The organism is Herminiimonas arsenitoxidans, assembly GCF_900130075.1.
GTDB classification, from domain to species: Bacteria; Pseudomonadota; Gammaproteobacteria; order Burkholderiales; family Burkholderiaceae_D; genus Oxalicibacterium; species Oxalicibacterium arsenitoxidans.
The window spans coordinates 620,582-637,821 of record NZ_LT671418.1 but is presented as its reverse complement, the minus strand read 5'-3'; the positions used below and the strand labels follow the sequence as shown (position 1 = coordinate 637,821).

22 protein-coding genes and 1 pseudogene are annotated in these 17,240 nt (G+C 45.5%); 10 read left to right on the top strand and 13 right to left on the bottom strand.

The window, feature by feature from the left end; all coding sequences use genetic code 11:
- Positions 1-717 precede the first annotated feature (717 nt).
- Both BQ6873_RS03040 and flgB read left to right on the top strand, forming a co-directional pair.
- On the top strand, positions 718-1,737 hold the full coding sequence (locus BQ6873_RS03040) for a glycosyltransferase family 2 protein (RefSeq protein ID WP_076591332.1): 1,020 nt from the start codon (positions 718-720) through the stop codon (positions 1,735-1,737).
- Between the two features lie 245 nt (positions 1,738-1,982).
- Positions 1,983-2,408 carry a flagellar basal body rod protein FlgB gene (flgB, locus tag BQ6873_RS03035; RefSeq protein ID WP_076591331.1) on the top strand — a complete coding sequence of 142 codons (426 nt, stop codon included), beginning with the start codon at positions 1,983-1,985 and terminating at the stop codon, positions 2,406-2,408.
- A 97-nt stretch (positions 2,409-2,505) separates the two neighbouring features.
- Here the strand turns inward: flgB and BQ6873_RS03030 are convergent, their stop codons facing one another.
- Positions 2,506-2,823, bottom strand: coding sequence for a DUF4148 domain-containing protein (locus BQ6873_RS03030; RefSeq protein WP_076591330.1), 318 nt, complete (start codon positions 2,821-2,823; stop codon positions 2,506-2,508).
- 201 nt (positions 2,824-3,024) lie between these two features.
- Between BQ6873_RS03030 and BQ6873_RS03025 the strand changes: the two genes are divergently transcribed.
- The 4 genes from BQ6873_RS03025 (at position 3,025) to BQ6873_RS03010 (ending at position 5,751) form a co-directional block, all read left to right on the top strand.
- Positions 3,025-3,696 (top strand): heavy metal response regulator transcription factor, encoded by a 672-nt coding sequence (locus BQ6873_RS03025; RefSeq protein WP_076591329.1) that lies wholly within the window; start codon positions 3,025-3,027, stop codon positions 3,694-3,696.
- The gene (locus BQ6873_RS03020) at positions 3,693-5,093 is read left to right on the top strand and encodes a heavy metal sensor histidine kinase (RefSeq protein WP_076591328.1); all 1,401 of its coding nucleotides are present in this window, start codon (positions 3,693-3,695) and stop codon (positions 5,091-5,093) included. The genes BQ6873_RS03025 and BQ6873_RS03020 overlap by 4 nt, the downstream gene beginning before the upstream one ends.
- 126 nt (positions 5,094-5,219) lie before the next feature.
- Positions 5,220-5,450, top strand: a complete 231-nt coding sequence (locus BQ6873_RS03015) for a Rossmann-fold NAD(P)-binding domain-containing protein (protein WP_076591327.1) — start codon at positions 5,220-5,222, stop codon at positions 5,448-5,450.
- Positions 5,431-5,751, top strand: a complete 321-nt coding sequence (locus BQ6873_RS03010; protein WP_162274194.1) for a Rossmann-fold NAD(P)-binding domain-containing protein — start codon at positions 5,431-5,433, stop codon at positions 5,749-5,751. The genes BQ6873_RS03015 and BQ6873_RS03010 overlap by 20 nt, the downstream gene beginning before the upstream one ends.
- Before the next feature lie 249 nt (positions 5,752-6,000).
- Here the strand turns inward: BQ6873_RS03010 and BQ6873_RS18400 are convergent, their stop codons facing one another.
- Positions 6,001-6,255 carry a Rossmann-fold NAD(P)-binding domain-containing protein gene (locus BQ6873_RS18400; RefSeq protein ID WP_076591325.1) on the bottom strand — a complete coding sequence of 85 codons (255 nt, stop codon included), beginning with the start codon at positions 6,253-6,255 and terminating at the stop codon, positions 6,001-6,003.
- Positions 6,200-6,370, bottom strand: a complete 171-nt coding sequence (locus BQ6873_RS18395) for an SDR family oxidoreductase (RefSeq protein ID WP_331712976.1) — start codon at positions 6,368-6,370, stop codon at positions 6,200-6,202. Before BQ6873_RS18395 ends, BQ6873_RS18400 begins: the two co-directional genes overlap by 56 nt.
- A gap of 374 nt (positions 6,371-6,744) precedes the next feature.
- Here BQ6873_RS18395 and BQ6873_RS03000 point away from each other — a divergent pair, with 374 nt between their 5' ends.
- Positions 6,745-7,290 carry a TetR/AcrR family transcriptional regulator gene (locus BQ6873_RS03000; protein WP_076591324.1) on the top strand — a complete coding sequence of 182 codons (546 nt, stop codon included), beginning with the start codon at positions 6,745-6,747 and terminating at the stop codon, positions 7,288-7,290.
- 1 nt (position 7,291) lies between these two features.
- Positions 7,292-7,612, top strand: a pseudogene (locus tag BQ6873_RS02995) (SMR family transporter); the annotation flags it as partial.
- A 245-nt stretch (positions 7,613-7,857) separates the two neighbouring features.
- Here the strand turns inward: BQ6873_RS02995 and BQ6873_RS02990 are convergent.
- Positions 7,858-8,859, bottom strand: a complete 1,002-nt coding sequence (locus BQ6873_RS02990; RefSeq protein ID WP_076591322.1) for a DNA-binding protein — start codon at positions 8,857-8,859, stop codon at positions 7,858-7,860.
- Positions 8,860-9,051: 192 nt separating this feature from the next.
- Here BQ6873_RS02990 and BQ6873_RS02985 point away from each other — a divergent pair, with 192 nt between their 5' ends.
- On the top strand, positions 9,052-9,984 hold the full coding sequence (locus tag BQ6873_RS02985; protein WP_076591321.1) for a tyrosine-type recombinase/integrase: 933 nt from the start codon (positions 9,052-9,054) through the stop codon (positions 9,982-9,984).
- An 8-nt stretch (positions 9,985-9,992) separates the two neighbouring features.
- On the opposite strand, the gene BQ6873_RS02980 is transcribed toward BQ6873_RS02985, so the two are convergent.
- The 3 genes from BQ6873_RS02980 to BQ6873_RS02975 all read right to left on the bottom strand — a co-directional run bounded on the left by BQ6873_RS02980 (position 9,993) and on the right by BQ6873_RS02975 (position 11,153).
- Positions 9,993-10,670 (bottom strand): hypothetical protein, encoded by a 678-nt coding sequence (locus BQ6873_RS02980; RefSeq protein WP_076591320.1) that lies wholly within the window; start codon positions 10,668-10,670, stop codon positions 9,993-9,995.
- An 8-nt stretch (positions 10,671-10,678) separates the two neighbouring features.
- Positions 10,679-10,840: a hypothetical protein gene (locus tag BQ6873_RS17960; protein ID WP_157889103.1), complete on the bottom strand. Its 162-nt coding sequence runs from the start codon at positions 10,838-10,840 to the stop codon at positions 10,679-10,681.
- A gap of 67 nt (positions 10,841-10,907) precedes the next feature.
- Positions 10,908-11,153, bottom strand: coding sequence for a hypothetical protein (locus tag BQ6873_RS02975; RefSeq protein ID WP_076591319.1), 246 nt, complete (start codon positions 11,151-11,153; stop codon positions 10,908-10,910).
- A 470-nt stretch (positions 11,154-11,623) separates the two neighbouring features.
- Here BQ6873_RS02975 and BQ6873_RS02970 point away from each other — a divergent pair, with 470 nt between their 5' ends.
- Positions 11,624-11,953 carry a hypothetical protein gene (locus BQ6873_RS02970; protein ID WP_076591318.1) on the top strand — a complete coding sequence of 110 codons (330 nt, stop codon included), beginning with the start codon at positions 11,624-11,626 and terminating at the stop codon, positions 11,951-11,953.
- A gap of 177 nt (positions 11,954-12,130) precedes the next feature.
- Here the strand turns inward: BQ6873_RS02970 and BQ6873_RS02965 are convergent, their stop codons facing one another.
- From BQ6873_RS02965 to BQ6873_RS02940, 6 genes are all read right to left on the bottom strand, one after another.
- A complete protein-coding gene (locus BQ6873_RS02965) occupies positions 12,131-12,607 on the bottom strand; it encodes a 3'-5' exonuclease family protein (RefSeq protein WP_076591317.1) in 477 nt (158 codons plus the stop codon).
- Positions 12,608-13,030: 423 nt separating this feature from the next.
- The gene (locus BQ6873_RS02960) at positions 13,031-13,252 is read right to left on the bottom strand and encodes a TA system antitoxin ParD family protein (protein WP_076591316.1); all 222 of its coding nucleotides are present in this window, start codon (positions 13,250-13,252) and stop codon (positions 13,031-13,033) included.
- Positions 13,253-13,269: 17 nt separating this feature from the next.
- Entirely contained in the window at positions 13,270-13,599 is a 330-nt protein-coding gene (locus tag BQ6873_RS02955) for a hypothetical protein (RefSeq protein ID WP_076591315.1), read from the bottom strand.
- Between the two features lie 56 nt (positions 13,600-13,655).
- Positions 13,656-14,165 (bottom strand): Mov34/MPN/PAD-1 family protein, encoded by a 510-nt coding sequence (locus BQ6873_RS02950; RefSeq protein ID WP_076591314.1) that lies wholly within the window; start codon positions 14,163-14,165, stop codon positions 13,656-13,658.
- Positions 14,162-15,946 (bottom strand): ThiF family adenylyltransferase, encoded by a 1,785-nt coding sequence (locus tag BQ6873_RS02945; protein ID WP_076591313.1) that lies wholly within the window; start codon positions 15,944-15,946, stop codon positions 14,162-14,164. The genes BQ6873_RS02950 and BQ6873_RS02945 overlap by 4 nt, the downstream gene beginning before the upstream one ends.
- On the bottom strand, positions 15,939-17,210 hold the full coding sequence (locus BQ6873_RS02940; protein ID WP_076591312.1) for a nucleotidyltransferase domain-containing protein: 1,272 nt from the start codon (positions 17,208-17,210) through the stop codon (positions 15,939-15,941). The genes BQ6873_RS02945 and BQ6873_RS02940 overlap by 8 nt, the downstream gene beginning before the upstream one ends.
- Positions 17,211-17,240: the final 30 nt, after the last annotated feature.

The window sequence follows — 17,240 nt, the reverse complement described above, 5'->3', positions numbered from 1 at the left end:
TTATTAACTGAGCTTGAAGACGATTTTCACGAGTATCACAGGGGTAGTTGTGTCAAACATATTTGTTTGTTCACAACTATTCTTCTTTTCGACAGACAATTAGGGCAATAAATAACAAAATCATGGCCATACCGGTTTCGAAATACTTCGCGTTGGTAATGTTGGTCATATTTGTATTTATGACTAACGTTGGCATATGGAGTAATCATTCAAACTGGCTTACTCACGACCTTGAGCACAACGTAAGCGTTGTTCCCGACGGTGCGACGGCTGATTATGTTTCATTACATGATGCCGAGATAGCTGGTGATATAAGTGCTACAAGTTCGTTGGCAGTCGAACACGAATTGCTACACGCAGCAAACCATCTACAGTTTTTCCTAGGTATTGATCAAAAAATTTCGTTCCTTCCCATTGCTACATTCATAGAGACATATTTTAATTTCGTAGCAATTTCTCTCGCGACATTTGACGCACCGTTCCGCCCCCCTCGATTGACACCCCTCCCAATTTAGCAGTTCGTCCTATTCCCCCTGACGAACTGCTAGCTCTTTAAAAAAGCATCAAGAAGCACATCTTGCTTTGGCGTTTTCGTCAATCTTGAAAGCTCTTGTTTAGGCGCTGCCAGATGTATTTTCAAGGAATAAATAATTCTTTATTTATTCATCCATCGTCCGTGCGCGTTTGCAATATGTCGTTAAAGAATAGAGAAGTGCGATGGAAAACTTATATCCGATTTCCCGTATCGATGAGGTGAGGGCTTCTTCATACAAATTATCAGTGATTGTTCCCTTGTTCAACGAGGAAAGCGTCTTACCGATCTTCCATGATCGTTTAGAAAAGACATTGTCAGGCCTACACCACGACTGGGAAATTATCTATGTCGATGATGGCAGTACAGATAAATCCCATCTTATTTTGCAGCGATTGAGAGTGAATAACTCCAAGATCGGCGTAGCTCGCTTTACCAGGAACTTCGGTAAGGAGGAAGCAATGAGCGCCGGCTTACGTTTGTCGACCGGAGATGCGGCGGTCATTATTGATTCAGACCTTCAAGATCCACCGGAGCTTATCCCGAAGATGATCACTGCATGGTTGGGCGGTGCCGATATTGTCAATATGCGTAGACGTCACCGCAGCGGCGAGTCCTGGTTAAAAAAAGCAACTGCACATGCCTTTTATCGAGTCATCAATCGTTTAAGTGATGTGCCCGTTCCCGCAGACGTTGGAGATTTTCGCTTATTAAGCAGACGAGCTGTAGAAGCGCTCAATCTTTTAGAGGAGCGCAACCGATTTATGAAAGGCTTGTTTGCCTGGATAGGCTACAAGCATGTGACGCTGGATTATGACAGAGACGCGCGTGCGGCTGGCATAACCAAATGGCGTTACTGGCGACTTTGGAACTTTGCGCTGGAGGGAATTACCGGATTTTCTGTGGCTCCACTAAAGATCGCAACCTATCTGGGCTCGGCGTTTGCCGGCATGGCGTTTCTGTATGCCATCTATTTTCTTCTAAAGACTTTATTCATCGGCGAATCCGTTAAAGGATTTCCGACGTTGATAGTCACCGTAATGATACTCGGTGGATTGCAATTAATGGCCATTGGAATTATCGGTGAGTACTTAGGCAGACTTTTTATTGAAAGCAAACGGCGTCCTCTGTATTTGCTAGAAGAGTATGAGCCACCATCATCTTCTAAGGCTGAAGCGAATCCGATGATGACTTCATATAACTAGATTGATCGTCTTGCCGAATGAAATCAGATCCAAATTTAATGTCGTGAATAAATTCTTTAAATCATATCCAGATATCACAGATGTACGTCGCTGGATGTCAGCTGCGTTAAATCATTGCAAAGCAAACCATTTAGTCATGACAACATTTATCACACGACTCTTGGTATGACAGACATCAAAAATTCTGTCTACAGCCCTGCACTGGATATTTTAAAACCTTGTCGTACGTTATAAGGAGAAATTATATGGAAGGGATTACAAGCAAAGGCCATATACCCGTTGTGAACCGTAGTTCGGATGACCGGTTTTGGGAAACTTCAGTACGGTTATTTAGCAAGCGATTAGAAATTGTTGCCTCTAATATCGCAAATGCTGATACGCCTAACTATAAAGCACGTGATATTGATTTCAACGCGGCCCTAAACCGAGCCTTGGCTAAGCCTGAAAAGATGCCTTCAGTAATGTCATTGCCACCTTCACAGGTAGGTAATGATTTAATACCTCAACTTTTGTATCGCACGCCGTCTCAGCAAAGCATTGATGGGAATACTGTTGAGGTAGATACGGAACGAGCCGTATTTATAGGCACGGCTATTCGTTATCAATTTGCAATGGAGCAAGCCATTGGTACTTACAAAGAGTTAAATGAACTTTTCAAGAATCTTAAGTAGCGATGTTTATGTAATTGGCGACGTTGTTATGCTAGCCCTAAGAATGTCAGCAAAAAAATGGCCCCGCAGGGCCAAGTTTTGCTATTTATTCTAAAATTTATCCGCCATATTTTCTTTCAAATTTTTGTAACTCTTCGCTAGTTTGAGCTTGCTTCAATTCTGCTTTGACTTGGTCGCGCGTTTTTGTTGATTTTGATGGCGCCAAAATTGGGTAGGCACTATCGGGAACATCCATCTGCCCGTTAGCCCGTGCTTCACGCAGTTCTGCTTGCACCTGGGCCTTCGTTTTCGCTGGTCCGGTTTGCGTCAGTACTGGATAGTTAGATTCACCGGCGAACGCAGATTGCGAAAAAACGGCAGCTGATGCGACGGAAAGAGTCAACGCGAAGATCGTTTTTTGGGTGATGGATTTCATTTTATTTCTCCAAAGTTAGAGTGATAACCACTTAAAAAGTCTGCGATAAATTGATTAAACCGTTTGGCTATTCAATGTATCGATGAATGAATTTTATAAAGTGATCGCGCACACAGACATGACAGCATCATTACAAATTTGTAATTCAACATCCGCTTTCAATCCGAGATAATCACCTTTCATTCATGGAGAAAATGATCTATGCGTATCCTATTAGTCGAAGATGAGGTGAAGGCAGGGGAGTACTTGCGCAAAGGATTGAGCGAAGCGGGATTTATCGTCGATTGGGCGCAAACCGGGACCGATGGATTGCATCAAGCTTTACACGAGTCGTATGACCTGATTGTCCTCGACGTCATGCTACCCAAACTCAACGGCTGGCAACTACTGCAAGAGCTGCGTAAAACACGTGACACAACGGTACTTTTTCTAACTGCACGGGATGACATAGAAGATAGGGTCAAAGGTCTGGAGCTGGGGGCAGATGATTATCTTGTCAAACCATTCTCTTTTATGGAGCTAATCGCAAGAGTGCGCACCTTGCTGCGTAGAGGCCCGACACGTGAGTCCGATGTGATTGAAATATCGGACATGGTAATTGATGTGTTAAGGCGTCGCGTCATTCGCAATGGCGAGCGCATCGATTTAACAGGCAAGGAATTTTCCTTGCTTCATCTTTTAGCAAAACGTCAGGGTGAGGTTTTGTCCCGCTCATTAATCGCATCTCAAGTATGGGATATGAATTTCGATAGCGATACGAATGTTGTTGATGTCGCGGTACGTCGTTTGAGAGCGAAACTAGACGATCCATATTCACGCAAGCTTATTCAAACGGTGCGAGGTATTGGATATGTACTAGAGGAGCGACAATGAAGTTCTTGCGAAGAATGTCTTTAACAACACGATTTGGTATTTTATTTTGTCTTGTGTCGATTTTTATCTTCACGGGTGTTGGTACCTATTTATACCGCGCGCTATCTAGCGAACTGGAATCGCGTGACGATCAAGAATTAATCGGAAAGATAGGGTTAATGCAGCACATTGCAGAAGAAACAGAATCGGTCGCTTCTATCCAACAAGATCCACACTTTTTCTTGGACGCATCTGCCAATCATGACAAGTTGATTGTATTGTTAAAGGATAGTCAAGGCAGCATTGTTTTACATACAAATACTGACCAAGGTACGTTACCTCAAATCTATGCACTTCCGATTAATGAGTCCGCAACCAGAGCATCTATCAAATCGATACTGACCTCTACAGGTCTAACTGCACGTGCGATTTCAGCTAAAGCAAAATTGCGTAGCGGTGAACAATTGAAAATTATTGTCGCGCGCACGACCTCCGATCGCATGGAATTATTGGATGCATATCGAGTCGAGGTATGGGGGGCAGCTATAAGCGGCACGCTCTTAGCAGCGCTTCTAGGATATCTGTTGGTGCATCAAGGATTGCGTCCGATACGGACCATCGCCAGTAAAGCTCGCTCCATCACTGTTCATCGATTGGATACACACCTGGACATAGATTCAGCGCCACAGGAACTGCATGAGTTAGTACAGGCATTTAATGCCATGCTGGACAGACTGAGCAGTAGCTTTCAAAGATTAAATCAGTTTTCTGCAGATTTAGCTCATGATTTGCGTACTCCTTTAAATAATCTGATGGTTCAAACGCAAGTCGCGTTGACGAAAGCGCGAACTACGGATGACTACCAAAGTTTAATGATTTCGAATATTGAAGAGTATGAGCGGCTGGCCCATATGGTCGAGAGTATGCTTTTTCTTGCTCGTGCAGAGCATACTCAGGTTACTGTCAACAAAAAAGAAATTAATTCAGTAGAGCAATTGCAACGGATCGCTGATTATTTTGAAGGTGTAGCAGAGGAGGCGGGTGTGCTAATTACGGTCAGTGGAAGCGGGAGTATTTATGCAGATGCGGTTCTATTGCGACGGGCTATAAGTAACCTTATGGCAAATGCGATACGTTACACACCTATTGGAGGCACGATCAGCTTGCGTGCTGAGCCAATACTTTCTGGGTCAATTGTGAGCGTTACCAATCCAGGAGTTGGAATTGATGAAGAACACATACCTAGGCTATTTGATCGTTTTTACCGAGCTGATACTGCGCGCTCAAACTCTGCATCGTCTACTGGTTTAGGCTTGGCGATAGTGCAATCGATTATGCTGCTGCACAGCGGAAAGGCTGATGCAACAAGTAAGATAAACGAACTGACTTGTTTTACTCTAACTTTTCCAAATGATTAACAATGATATTTGGAAGTTCCAACGATAATTTATATTATGTATTGCTGACGGCGTTATTTATCAGCATCGCTTTTTGCTGTTATTGATATTTGTGATCGTCGACGTTGAAGTGAATTCTCTCAATCCATGCGTGCAGCCGAACAGCACATCGTCAATGCAGGTTTGAACCTTGTCAGTCTAAGGCTGCGTTGGCTCTTTCAAAATTTCAGTGAAGATTTCCTTCTACCCGCAGTACTTTCAGGTGAGCTGCGAATACCAGCGGGCAGTGGTAAGGAAGCATTTGTGGATGCAGACGATATCGCCGATGTTGCCGTCGCTGTCTTGACGGACGACCGGCTTGTTGGAAAAAAACTATGAACTTACCGGTCCACGCTTAATGAACTTTGACGAAATTGCCGATGAAATAAACCGCGGCGCAGGCTGCGAACTCAAATATATTTCTCTCTCTCCGGAGACGTATGTCACTGAGCAGATTGCGCAAGGCGTGTTGGCTGATTGGGCATATATGCTAAGTTCCGCTTACGAAGATATCTCCAAGGGAAAGCTGGACAAAATATCGCGTGATGTAGCAACTGTTTTGGGCAAGCCATCCCGCGATTTTTCCACTTTTGTCTCAGGGGTAGATAAAGCTGGGACTTGGAGAGGCGGGGAGGGTTAGCCTAATCACATCTGAAATTCTAGACCGTTAGTGCACATGGCACCACAAGGAATGTTCGCTTAGGGGCGGACGCAGACGGCTGCTATCGGCCAAAAGCGGACATCTCTATTTCATTGAAAATGTCCGGCTGCTGAACCATGAAGGAGTAATCAGCTTCGCGCAGCGTCAAGAGCTTCAGAAACAACTTTTGATAGTGGCGTAGTACTTCTTCCTATTAGCTCTGCCAAATCCCTAGACTCGCTATATACATCACCGTTGGCAGCGCCAGTGTCTGCCATTGCCAATGGTAGCGGCGACACCTTCGGGAAGGCCATAGTTAAGCAATAGTGATTGATACTCTTGTTCGGGCAGGTCAAGGTAGTCGACCTTTTTGCCGGACTGATTGGACAATTCAGAAGCCACATCTTTCAGTGTGAAGCTATTATCCCCGGACAGTTCGTAGATTGGCTTAACGGATTTTAAGGTCAACACAACTGCGGCCGTTTCTGCATAATCTAAGGTCATGGGCTTTCTCTGGATGGCGAACGGCTGCAACTATCATCTTCGCAGGAATGTCTTGCAGTAACTTCTCAATGACCAATCTTCCTAATTGGCCATTCGCTCCGGTAATCAAAATCATGTTTTCCTCGCTTCATTTCGCTATTAATGTCTCTACAGACTTAGTTTCTCAAACTACGTCGGACTTAAATTGCATCGAACAAATCGGCTTTTGTATCCACTTTCGCTGAGATTTGAGAGCGTTGTCGTTGCATAACGCCCAAGTACCAAATTGCTATCAGGTGACTCAATAAAACTAGTGGAACTGTTACGCATGTCAGTAACAGGAGCAGTTTGTTTGCTTCATGCATCTCGTACCTCTAAAAAAAGGGGGGTAAAGTCTTACTTCCTTGCTATGTCGCCCTGAACGCAGGATTTTTTACTGATAGGGCGGCTAATACTTACCGAATGGATTGGTTCGATGTACAATAACAATCCATCCAGACGGATTGTAACATGACATCTACACGAACTCGACAACCTGATTTGCTACGTGAACGTATTCTCGATGCAACTCAAGAGGTGCTGCTTGCCGACGGCTTTGCCTTATTGACGCAAGAGCGCGTTCTCCAAAGGCTTGGAATTTCGAAAGGAGGTCTGCAGCATCACTTCCGAACCAAGGCGCAGCTAATAGATGGCTTGTTTGAACGGGTTTTTGAGGCATTCGCGGTCGACTACGAGGAAGTGCTTAAAGAGGAGCCAGCTGGGCCTGCACAACACATCCGTACTTACATGCGATTGGCCATGCAAGGGGGCGAGCGAGTGCAGATAATTGGCCGTGCCATTACCTTGCTCGCTATTAGCGAAGAGAAGTACTTAGCGGAATGGGCGGATTACACCAGCGCAATGAGCGAGGCGGACTCAATCAATAAAGATATACATTTAGCCTGCAGGATGTTCTCAGATGGGCTGTGGTACAGCCACGTTATCGGACCACCAATAGAGCGAAAAGCCGCAAACGCAGCCTATAAACTCATGTTGGATTTAATCGAAAGAAACTAAGATGTCACCTTATATTCCTTTGACTGTGACCATCCCGGCAGAAGTAGTTGCAACTACAACACTGAAGTCATCGAACGGATTCAGCAAGCTGCTTCCCAGCGTAATTGTGGTGATTGGATATGCAGTCTCGTTCTACTTTTTATCTGTAGCCTTGAAGACTTTGCCAACCAACATTTCATATGCCATATGGGCTGGTGCGGGCATCGTTCTCATCTCTATAGCCGGATGGGTGTTTCACAAACAGGCCCTCGATATGCCCGCATTGATAGGAATTGGGCTGATTATTTCAGGCGTGCTCGTTATTAACCTGATGTCAAAGAGCCGGCTCATTGATATTTCCAGAAGCGTGTGGAATGTACGGTTTGGGTCGAAATCAGATGCCTGCGTTCAGCTAGAGGCGCACATCGTTAGTCAAACCTATCGCCCTCCGCTTTTCTGAGGCCAGCCCAATATTCGATCTGTTTTGGAGCTGGACGATTTTCAACCACGGCCTATGGTTTGGCGAGATCAATGAGTTCATCGAATAATTTCAATGCGATTGCCATGCAAACTCCCTGGTTTTGATGTTCATTGCCGTTCTAAATGCGCACGAAAGTGTTCATTAGTCGCTTCTTGAACCGCAATGGTCGCGTTAGCGCTAGCTAACTCTAATTCCAGTCGATGAATATCCTTGCTCAATTCCGCAGCTCGGTTTATTGCATCGGATATCTGAGTCGTAAGCTCCTTGAGCTGCATATCTTTCTCCTCTAGTTTAATCACAAGAACATAGTGCTGCTGCTGGATCACCGGCAATGCTTCCAGTTTTTGTTCTAGCTGTCGTCCATAAGTCTGCTGTTCATAAACCGATTTTTGAGCATGTGACAAATCGGTTATTAGCCTAACGCCTTCCTGATTCAAGCGTGTTACCTCATCCTGTTTAATTACCAGGCTTTGTTGCAGTTGGCGCATCTCTGCCTGCACCTGCTGAATCTGTTGCTCATGCCGACGTTGATCCTGGTCGCGTTGTTCTTTCACTGATTGTCGGTAATGTTCTAGTGCCTCACGCGCATGCAGATGTTTCTCTTCGATGGATTGGCGATGAGATTCATTTTCCGCCAAGCGCTCCTTTAGGTGAACAACTTGCTGATCCGCTGCATGTCTGGCCAGCATCTCTTGCTGCAGGAGTTCCTGTACTGCGGCTGCAGAGTTTCTTTCACGAGATAGATCAGATTCAAGTTGCAGGACCTGACTGCTCAATGCCGCGATCGCATTCTGCTGCTCGGAAATTGCCGCGACATGCTCGAGATCCTTCTCATTAAACCGCGAACGGATTTCGTCTACTTGAGAATCTGTTTCCGCCTGCAATTGCGCGGCCAGACGCTCCACCAAATCTAATAACGACTCACTGATAGTGGGTGAGGGGTTAGTCGTATCGTCATCTAACTCTTTGAGATATTTATGAATAGTTGTCTTAGACCCCGTATTCCCCAGAGCGACCCGCACAGCATCCACTGACGGGTTGATCTGCTGCGCGAGCAACGAATCCCTAGCTTTTTTTACATCCGACTTTAACAACCCAGAGCGGGCCATGATCACTCCATCCATAAATAAGATAATGCATTACGTAATATGTAATTACATACTATATATTATTTCATGTCATATTTATTTTCCATTAATATAAAACAGGATAATGTATGATTATCCTGTGTGATGGCGATAATCATGACCTAAATTGATGATGCGAACTGTAATAACGTTTTCGCTAACCACTCAACGAATATGGATAAAGTCGATCAATACTTACATGCTGCGACGCGTGAGAACACGCGGAAAAGCTATCAAGCAGCTGTTCAACATTTCGAGGTGGAGTGGGGTGGTTTTTTGCCAGCGACGGCCAATAGTGTTGCGCGCTACCTCGCCGATTATGCCGAATCCTTATCGGCGAACACGTTGCGGCAGCGTTTGGCAGCGCTAGCGCGATGGCATACGGATCAAGGATTTCCAGATCCAACCAAGGCACCAGTCGTGCGCGGCGTATTTCGCGGCATATTGGCCTCTCATCCAACCCAGGAAAAACAGGCGAAACCGCTGTTGCTGGGACAATTAGAACAAGTCGCCATCTCTCTGGATAAGGCAATCAACGACGCTGAGGGCACTAACAATCGACCTCAAGCGTTGCGGCTCAAACGAAACAAAGCCCTCTTATTGCTCGGCTTCTGGCGCGGCTTTCGTAGCGACGAATTGACCAGACTCACAATAGAAAATATCACTGCTTCTCCAGGAGAAGGCATGATTTGCTATCTCTCACGCACAAAAGGTGATCGGCAATATAAAGGCACCTCCTTTAAGGTGCCAGCATTATCGAAACTATGTCCTGTAGAGGCTTATTTGAATTGGCAAAATGCAGCACAACTAACTGAAGGTCCCACGTTTCGAGCGATCGATCGGTGGGGGCATGTTAGTGAGAAGGGCATACATATAGACAGCATTGCGCCTCTGCTACGTTCGATCCTGCATGATTGCGGCGTTGTTTCAAGCGAACTCTATAGTAGCCACTCATTAAGAAGAGGGCTAGCAACCTGGGCAATGGCCAATGGCTGGGACATTAAAACGTTAATGACCTATGTTGGATGGAAGAATATGCAATCAGCATTACGCTATATCGATGCTGACAATCCCTTTATTCAACAGCAGCTAGAGCGTCGCGAATAGCTCCAAAATTATTTTCCCCCACCGCCGGAAGAAGTGCTTGTACCGCGTTGACCTTGCTGAGATGAGCTCTGATTATTTGCTGGTGACGGAGGGGTGACGGCTTGGACTGGCATGCCAGTAATGCCTCTTTCAACGATTTGTGTTCTGGGCACCACCTTCTGCATACTTAAACCTGTTGTGCCATCTTGAGCGATACTTCTAGTCACTTTATTCTCAGCCATGTTTGCACCTCTTAAGTTTATTGATACAAAAAAAATTGTCAGTACAAGAGCAACTCCAAACGCGACTGCAGACAACCAATGATTAAGTAAGTCAGCACATTTATCCCACCAAAGGGATTCGTTACATGCGGATTCCTCGCGTCCCAGATAGTAGCGTTCCGCTCTATCAAGCTGCAGCCTTAAGACTTTCAGACTTACAACATACGACGCAATTACTATGAGAATTGCAAATGTAAAACATGCCCAAGAACCGTATAGTGTCCAAGCGTACTTAGCTTGTGAAATCGGGATAAAGTCTTTTAAAAACCCCAAAGATAGAGCCAGCCCAGCCGCAGAATAGGTCAAGATCGACTTGTCTAAGTTCTCGGCATTCGAAATTTGGCGCTTCGAGAGCTCTTCGCGATGACGTTCATATAGTCGCTTTCGCTCCTCAAGTTCTCTAGCCAAATTTTCTTCATCTGTCATCTGGGCTTTTATTTGGAGCCATTTTCAGGCTTGGGATTGCTGCTTCCTTGGCCAGATTGCCCGCGTGTGATCGGTTGCATTTGCTGCCCCGTAACCCCGTTCTTAATAATTCCAACGGAACCTGGCAAATTACGCGTGGTGGGATTTGAAATAAGCTTGATCGATTTCATGATTGCTCCGCAAAAGAAAAAAGAAATGTAGCGGTACGTCAGCAAGATGCTGACGTACCGCTACTGCTTAACGCTTCTTACTAGACTGAGAAACCACAGAACCAGCAAGCTTCTGGGTCACGGGACTCGAGTTCGGGTTACGAAGAGCAGAGGAAGCGACTCCTTCCATTGCTTTGCCAGTAACGCGATTTGTACTCGCTTGAGACAAGACGCTGGCCGCCAAACTTTTTTGAACACCTGAAGCACTACTACTTGCCAGGGTTCTTGCTGCCAGACTGGTCGTTTTACTACCACTGCGATTGCTATTTGCCATTTTGAACTCCTCTATAGATGGCGTTTAATAATGGAGCGAAACAGCAAGCCTTAGATGCGAAACAACACTGGCTTTATGTCCAGTATTGACGCATCCGCAGCAATAAACGAAACTCTGGGTCCCCACCTTAGAGTATGGCGTTTAGCTGTCTCTACGTCCGGAGATAAATATTATCTCCGGACAAACTCCCTCTCTTCAAGCACTACATTTAGTGCGCAATGCTGAATTGAAACTAATTCTAGTATCTAAAATCCGGTTAAGCAACTGTGAATACTGCAATTAATCAATGTATTACATATATTTCCTAAGGGAAATTATAACGAAGCCGTCTTATTCCAATCGGAGATGCCCAACAGTCCGTATGTAATCCGCCTTGCAAGATCACCAACAATGATCTGCGTACGGATGTGGCAACATTGATGCAAATATTTAGTAGGGCACTTTTGCAAATAAATTTCTGCAGGTGATATATGGGAATAGGCCAAAAAGTACGGTCACTACATTGTGGATTTCAACAAGGCCTGGGATTCGAGGTCATTGCTGAAGAAAACGTCATCTTGCTCAAAAGTGTGCCATTTGAGCTGGAAAACGTGATCGCGAAATGGATTGCCGTATTGCCTCTTGATCTGATGGACGGCCCAGCAGCCTTGGTTAAGTTATATCCAAACGAAGGATTAGCACTGACTGAATCTGGGTGGAGTGCGTTTGTAAGTTGGATGACTGAAACGTTGAACAACGCACAGTACGAACCAGATTTTGCTCAACAAGTACAACAATCAGTTATAAATTCTATTGGGTAAGTTTATGGCTCTGTTGCGGAACGATGTGGACGCAGGGAAGCGGGGGAGGAAAAAGTTGATACAAGTATGCGAACTGGCGACTTTACACATTTACTGAGTATTCGCATTAAGGTAACCAGGCATCCGCGCACGAAAGTAGCCGGTCATTCGAATTTCAAAGTAACCACGACAGACTATTCAAGCTGAAACGGACGGACGCTCTCGAAAAGCATATCGATTCGCCTGTGCATCGTATAGCGCGTGATGTTCAGGCAGATTATTATCCTTATGAAATTTATAGCGCAGCAATTCGTTGATGCTGCGGTTAATCATACGTGCTTGACACCATGGCGGCACGCGATAGTCCAATGCGCTGGAAAATAGATCCCAGTCTGACTGATAGTCAAAGCAAATTTCAACGTCTTCTTCGAGGGGCCTGACAATTCTGAGCCAAGTTGTCATTTTGACGCACAGATCCTCAACCGCACAGGACGCATCTTGGACGCGTCCAAGTAATGGAATTACTGTTTCGCGCACGAACGCGTTACAGCTACCATCAGGGTACGGCACCTCGGCATAGAATTCTTCACCCGACTGCGCGACCATACCGATGCTTATGAGGTGAATATCGATAAAATCAGTAAATTCGGTATCAATAAAAATTTTAAAGGACATAAGCCCCTTGCTCCTTCAGTGCTTTGCAAATGGATGGCTATTTTCAAATGCGGCTAAGTGGTTACTTTAATGCGAATACTCATTTACTTCCGATTAGTTCGCGTGCTCTTTTTTAAAATCACACTTTTACTTCCTGTAATCGTTCACTTTTACTTCAACGGACGAGGGACAGTTCTATGGACAAATTCAACTTAGGTCTCGGTTTAACATAATATAAATTATGCGAATTTATAGATTAAGCAGAGAGCACGGCAAGACCAGGAACCACCGGCAGAATTTCAGGCTGCGGAACTAAAGTTGTAAATTTTTGGGAACTAAAGATGTAAAGTCTACCCGTTCGCATAGTTTTAACAACTTTACTTCCGATTCGGCTCCACTCGAAGTGAGCCGTTAATCTAGGGATTTCGAGAGCGAACATTGCCCCTAGTTACGTATCGAGTAATCGGTGTGTAGTTTGGCGTCCGATTCGGCAACGGCAAGTAATGTGTTTTTTATAAATTCAATCGGTAACTCAGGATTGTCCTCAGCGGCCTTTCCCAGGCGAGCCCAATATTCAATCTGCTGCGAAACTGACCTATGCGCCGCAACAGCGTATGGGGCAGCAAGATAAATTAGTTCATCCGATAATTTCAACGTCGCAGCCATAATTCTCACCTATAGATTTACTGAGCAGAGTTTTTAGCTGATTGTCGTGCTTTTAGCGGAAAATTTGGTTCGTGCTGTGCGCTGTTTAACGTTTCGGTCATCCAACTTACAAACGCACTCCACCCGGACTCAGTTAGTGCCAATCCTTCAGTTGGGTAGAGCTTTACCAATGCGTCAGGACCACTCATTAGTTCTGTTGGTAATGCAGCGATCCATTTTGTAACTATATCTTCTAGCTCAAATGGCACATTCTTGAGCAAGATGACATTTTCTTCAGCAATTACCTCGAATCCGAGGCCTTGTTGGAATCCGCAATGTAGCGACCGCACTTTTTGGCCTATACCCATATATCTCCTTTAGAAATTATGTGTGAATATCCCATACGTATACGACGTCTCGAATTTCAAAACTTATTCTGTCCATCATTTTGTTCAATATGTTCAGCAAGAAGAGCTTTGCGCTTCTGATAAATCCAAGCGCGTATGCCTTCCGGTGAAAGACTGCGCCCTACTATAACTGCCAATGGGTTAGGCAGTTGATGAGTGTTTCGTTGGCTGAATTTCGTTAAGCTTTTAATATCTTGGCCAGATAATGCCGGTACATGTTCGGGATGGGAGTGCCAATAACCAATTAAACGCAAACCTCTTGCATTTGCTTCTTCGATCTCTTCCCGGCAACGTTTCAAATCCATTTCCAACCATGTTGGACCAGACTTGTCGTTGAGATGTGGGCCAGTAGCTTCAACTAGCCAGAGTCCATTTGGACGCGTTACGTCAACGAAAAGTTGGCCCCCTCGCTCATGTCCACCCTGCTCTTGTCGATGGTTTTCAAAGAAAGAAGCAACCGAGGTATGAACATATAACGTAACGTCTAAATCAGACCAATGCCACATCCAGCGATGTAGAGCCGTCATTGCGCGACCTCTTCTGGCCACGGTCTTTTGATGACAAGATTCCCGCAGTTCGGGGGTAATGGCTCCGCCAAGTAAGTTCCGCCTGCTTCTGTGACCCTTTCTGGATTGGAAACATAGGTGAACCAAAATGGTTGGGGCGGATTTCTCGTCAGGGTGGAAATTGCTGCGTCAGAAATCATGGTGGCTATGGCAGCAATCGAAATTGGCCCACCCGGGATAAAGCTGGCACCACAACCTGGCAAGGGCTCAACACCATTATGCGGCCAATCGGTGAAGCGATGTTTAAAGTGGCCGTTTACATCAAATAATTGACGCCCATCGCCTGTTTGCCCTGTCTGCGCTGTCAATACATGTCCTACTAAGGCATGAGGCTCTGCCCACCCATGCACTAATGACCAGTTCGCATTAGCCTTAAGATGCCACAGGTATTGCTCAGACCACCAATCCGCCGTTGTGATGACTACTAGATCTACCTCATCAAGCAAGGTAGGTTTATCCTTCAATGCTAAGTGTAGATAGTTAGAAATCGCTTGGACATTTACGAACGGTAAATCGCGCTCTATCCTTTCTTTCAGGGCATACACCTTAAATCGTCCCAAGTCATCTGCGCCCAATACATGCCTGCCGATATTTGCGACTTCTAACTCATCGGGATCGATTACCGTCATTTTTGTAATACCCGTGCGGGCCAACTGGGTTGCTACCATAGCACCCAATGTACCAGCACCTATCAAAACAACTTGCTTTTGCTTTAGCTGAGTTTGGTCTGTATTTTTATCTCGTGAATGTAAGGTAGTTGGGGTGATTAGATGCAAATTCGCCGCCTGCAATACGATAGGCCCCGATCTTGTTTTTGAGCGCCCATATGTACGCCCAGCACGACGGCCATAATTAAAATGACCATTCTTTTTCATAGCCGTGCTGCGTAGCACAAATGCCTTGACCAAAGCAGGTTCGGTATCCGGTAAACGGACTAAAATCCAGCGCACAGGAAAATTTTCTGAGTCTGATTCCCATTTCGTTAGAGACCGAGCATCTGCCGCCTGTAAATGTGGCGCAAGCCATGCAATCAAATTTTCTGCTTTAGGTAATTCAACGCCAGGAATGCTCAGTAATGGAGCGAAAAATGCCGCTTTCGCTGGGGCCTTGACACTATCCGATGCACCTGAGATTTTTGCAATATGCTTGAACAGCTCTTTCGCATCTTCACCCACCCAGATACGTTCATCAACATTCCCTATGCGCTTCCGTTGATCAGATACTGTATAGAGAGGACCTGCGTTACTTGGAAGGCCAAGTAAAATAAGCTGCTGCCAGGTTCGGTAAGCTTGGTCAATTTGCTGATCCCAATAAGTCGATATCTCTCGATTGAATTCGGCGTCACGTTTGCCTTTAGCCTCAGCAGGAAGTACTAATTGCAGCAAAGCAGTCAAACGAGCAAATTTGTCTGCCACTACTTGTTCGGCTGTTCCGATTACAGGGGCATTTCCTGCCCCATATAGACACAGCCAATCTTTCATGACATGTGGCCATTTCAGCCATGCAGATGGACTGATCTTAAAGACTAGTCCGCTCGTCGGAAAATTATTGTTGAACGAGATCCGCAACGTGCGCGAGACTCCCAAATAGTCCGGCGGCAAAGGGAAATCAAAGGAGGCGAGCTCATCTCCCTTGGGTTCACAACGTCTCAATAAACGACTACCCTCTTCGCCAAGGTGCCTACAAAGCGCTGCGACTCCTCGTTCAACATCCTCCGACACTACATCACCATTATTAGCCAAGGCGATCTACCGGTTTGATGGCTGCTTGTGACGCACTACTGGCTGCGGCAGCGCCAGCAAAAATGGCATAACTAATACTGTTGAGAGTTACACCTGCTTTACGTCCGGGCAGAGTCCAATCAGCTGGGAGTTTTTTGATAGCGTCGTTGACGAATGCTTTAGATACGCCAAACTGTTCATTCATAGCATTCTCAAATGTTTCGGCTTTGCCAAAATCCTCCAATCCTAATTTCATATCAACGACTGCTCTGGCATGCCACACATAAAAGGCGTCTCGATACTTACTACCTTCTCCGTTGGGACGATTCCATTTTTCCGCAAAATTTTCGCCGTCGTCCTTCGGATTAAATACGGCATACCCTGCTGGGATGGGATCAATAAAGTCAGGCATTCGACGGACGATTTCGATCATTGCTTCGATGGGACGTAATGGACGGTGAGCTGACTCTCGTGCAATTTCTTCGTAGGCATGAGTGGCTAATGTAGTAATGATTGCCGAAATTGGTCGAATGCTCTCTTTCCGATTGGCGATCGCCCATACGTCTCGATGCCGCTTCAAGAGTTTGATTGCAGCCTTTAAGGGATTGCTATCCATATACTCGCCGTAGTCCGGTACAGGATCCTGGGTCGATTTAGCTAATGCTGTGTCTGCTCGAGAACTAGAATCAAGAGCAAACGAATGTGTTTCTGTGATAACTTTCAGCTCAGCTATCTCTCCAAGCCAGTTGCAATACTCACGTGGACTGCTGGCCTTCCAACCAGTCTCTCTGTCCGGTACTTGAAGTTTGCCAAGACCTTTCTGATCAGTATTGCCGGCTACTACTCTTGCAGGCGTAATATCAATATGAAAGCCTGGATTTTCATCGCCATAGACAATCCGTACACCACGACGTAACGGCTTAATCGGTTGGCCTACGCGACTGCCAGCTCGAAATCTTTGCTCAATTGCCTCCAATACTTGGTCCGCAGAGGCATTTGCAGCATTCGGCAAAAGAACGATCGCATCGGCATCAATCGTAGCCATTTCATTTACAGCATATGGAACCGGTTTGAGAGTCGTTCCAAGTCCGATAGATCCTTGAATAAAAATATGCGCCCCTTGCAGCAATGGATCGGTCGTCGCATCAAGAATGTTTTGTAGATTTTCATAACGAGTTTTGATTTTTTCGTACTGTGGGGCACTCAATGAAATTTGTGCCGCAGAACGCAGCAATAGGCTTTCCCAACTATCGACTTGAGGCTTATTCAATAATGTTGTGTCCATTTTTTTCTTTCTAATTCAAGGTTGTTTGAT

Excerpts from the sequence above, each read along its gene's own strand:
- BQ6873_RS03040 (WP_076591332.1), top strand. The coding sequence starts at position 718 with ATGGAAAACTTATATCCGATTTCCCGTATCGATGAGGTGAGGGCTTCT.
- flgB (WP_076591331.1), top strand. The coding sequence starts at position 1,983 with ATGGAAGGGATTACAAGCAAAGGCCATATACCCGTTGTGAACCGTAGT.
- BQ6873_RS03030 (WP_076591330.1), bottom strand. The coding sequence starts at position 2,823 with ATGAAATCCATCACCCAAAAAACGATCTTCGCGTTGACTCTTTCCGTC.
- BQ6873_RS03025 (WP_076591329.1), top strand. The coding sequence starts at position 3,025 with ATGCGTATCCTATTAGTCGAAGATGAGGTGAAGGCAGGGGAGTACTTG.
- BQ6873_RS03020 (WP_076591328.1), top strand. The coding sequence starts at position 3,693 with ATGAAGTTCTTGCGAAGAATGTCTTTAACAACACGATTTGGTATTTTA.
- BQ6873_RS03015 (WP_076591327.1), top strand. The coding sequence starts at position 5,220 with ATGCGTGCAGCCGAACAGCACATCGTCAATGCAGGTTTGAACCTTGTC.
- BQ6873_RS18400 (WP_076591325.1), bottom strand. The coding sequence starts at position 6,255 with ATGACCTTAGATTATGCAGAAACGGCCGCAGTTGTGTTGACCTTAAAA.
- BQ6873_RS18395 (WP_331712976.1), bottom strand. The coding sequence starts at position 6,370 with ATGATTTTGATTACCGGAGCGAATGGCCAATTAGGAAGATTGGTCATT.
- BQ6873_RS03000 (WP_076591324.1), top strand. The coding sequence starts at position 6,745 with ATGACATCTACACGAACTCGACAACCTGATTTGCTACGTGAACGTATT.
- BQ6873_RS02990 (WP_076591322.1), bottom strand. The coding sequence starts at position 8,859 with ATGGCCCGCTCTGGGTTGTTAAAGTCGGATGTAAAAAAAGCTAGGGAT.
- BQ6873_RS02985 (WP_076591321.1), top strand. The coding sequence starts at position 9,052 with ATGGATAAAGTCGATCAATACTTACATGCTGCGACGCGTGAGAACACG.
- BQ6873_RS02980 (WP_076591320.1), bottom strand. The coding sequence starts at position 10,670 with ATGACAGATGAAGAAAATTTGGCTAGAGAACTTGAGGAGCGAAAGCGA.
- BQ6873_RS17960 (WP_157889103.1), bottom strand. The coding sequence starts at position 10,840 with ATGAAATCGATCAAGCTTATTTCAAATCCCACCACGCGTAATTTGCCA.
- BQ6873_RS02975 (WP_076591319.1), bottom strand. The coding sequence starts at position 11,153 with ATGGCAAATAGCAATCGCAGTGGTAGTAAAACGACCAGTCTGGCAGCA.
- BQ6873_RS02970 (WP_076591318.1), top strand. The coding sequence starts at position 11,624 with ATGGGAATAGGCCAAAAAGTACGGTCACTACATTGTGGATTTCAACAA.
- BQ6873_RS02965 (WP_076591317.1), bottom strand. The coding sequence starts at position 12,607 with ATGTCCTTTAAAATTTTTATTGATACCGAATTTACTGATTTTATCGAT.
- BQ6873_RS02960 (WP_076591316.1), bottom strand. The coding sequence starts at position 13,252 with ATGGCTGCGACGTTGAAATTATCGGATGAACTAATTTATCTTGCTGCC.
- BQ6873_RS02955 (WP_076591315.1), bottom strand. The coding sequence starts at position 13,599 with ATGGGTATAGGCCAAAAAGTGCGGTCGCTACATTGCGGATTCCAACAA.
- BQ6873_RS02950 (WP_076591314.1), bottom strand. The coding sequence starts at position 14,165 with ATGACGGCTCTACATCGCTGGATGTGGCATTGGTCTGATTTAGACGTT.
- BQ6873_RS02940 (WP_076591312.1), bottom strand. The coding sequence starts at position 17,210 with ATGGACACAACATTATTGAATAAGCCTCAAGTCGATAGTTGGGAAAGC.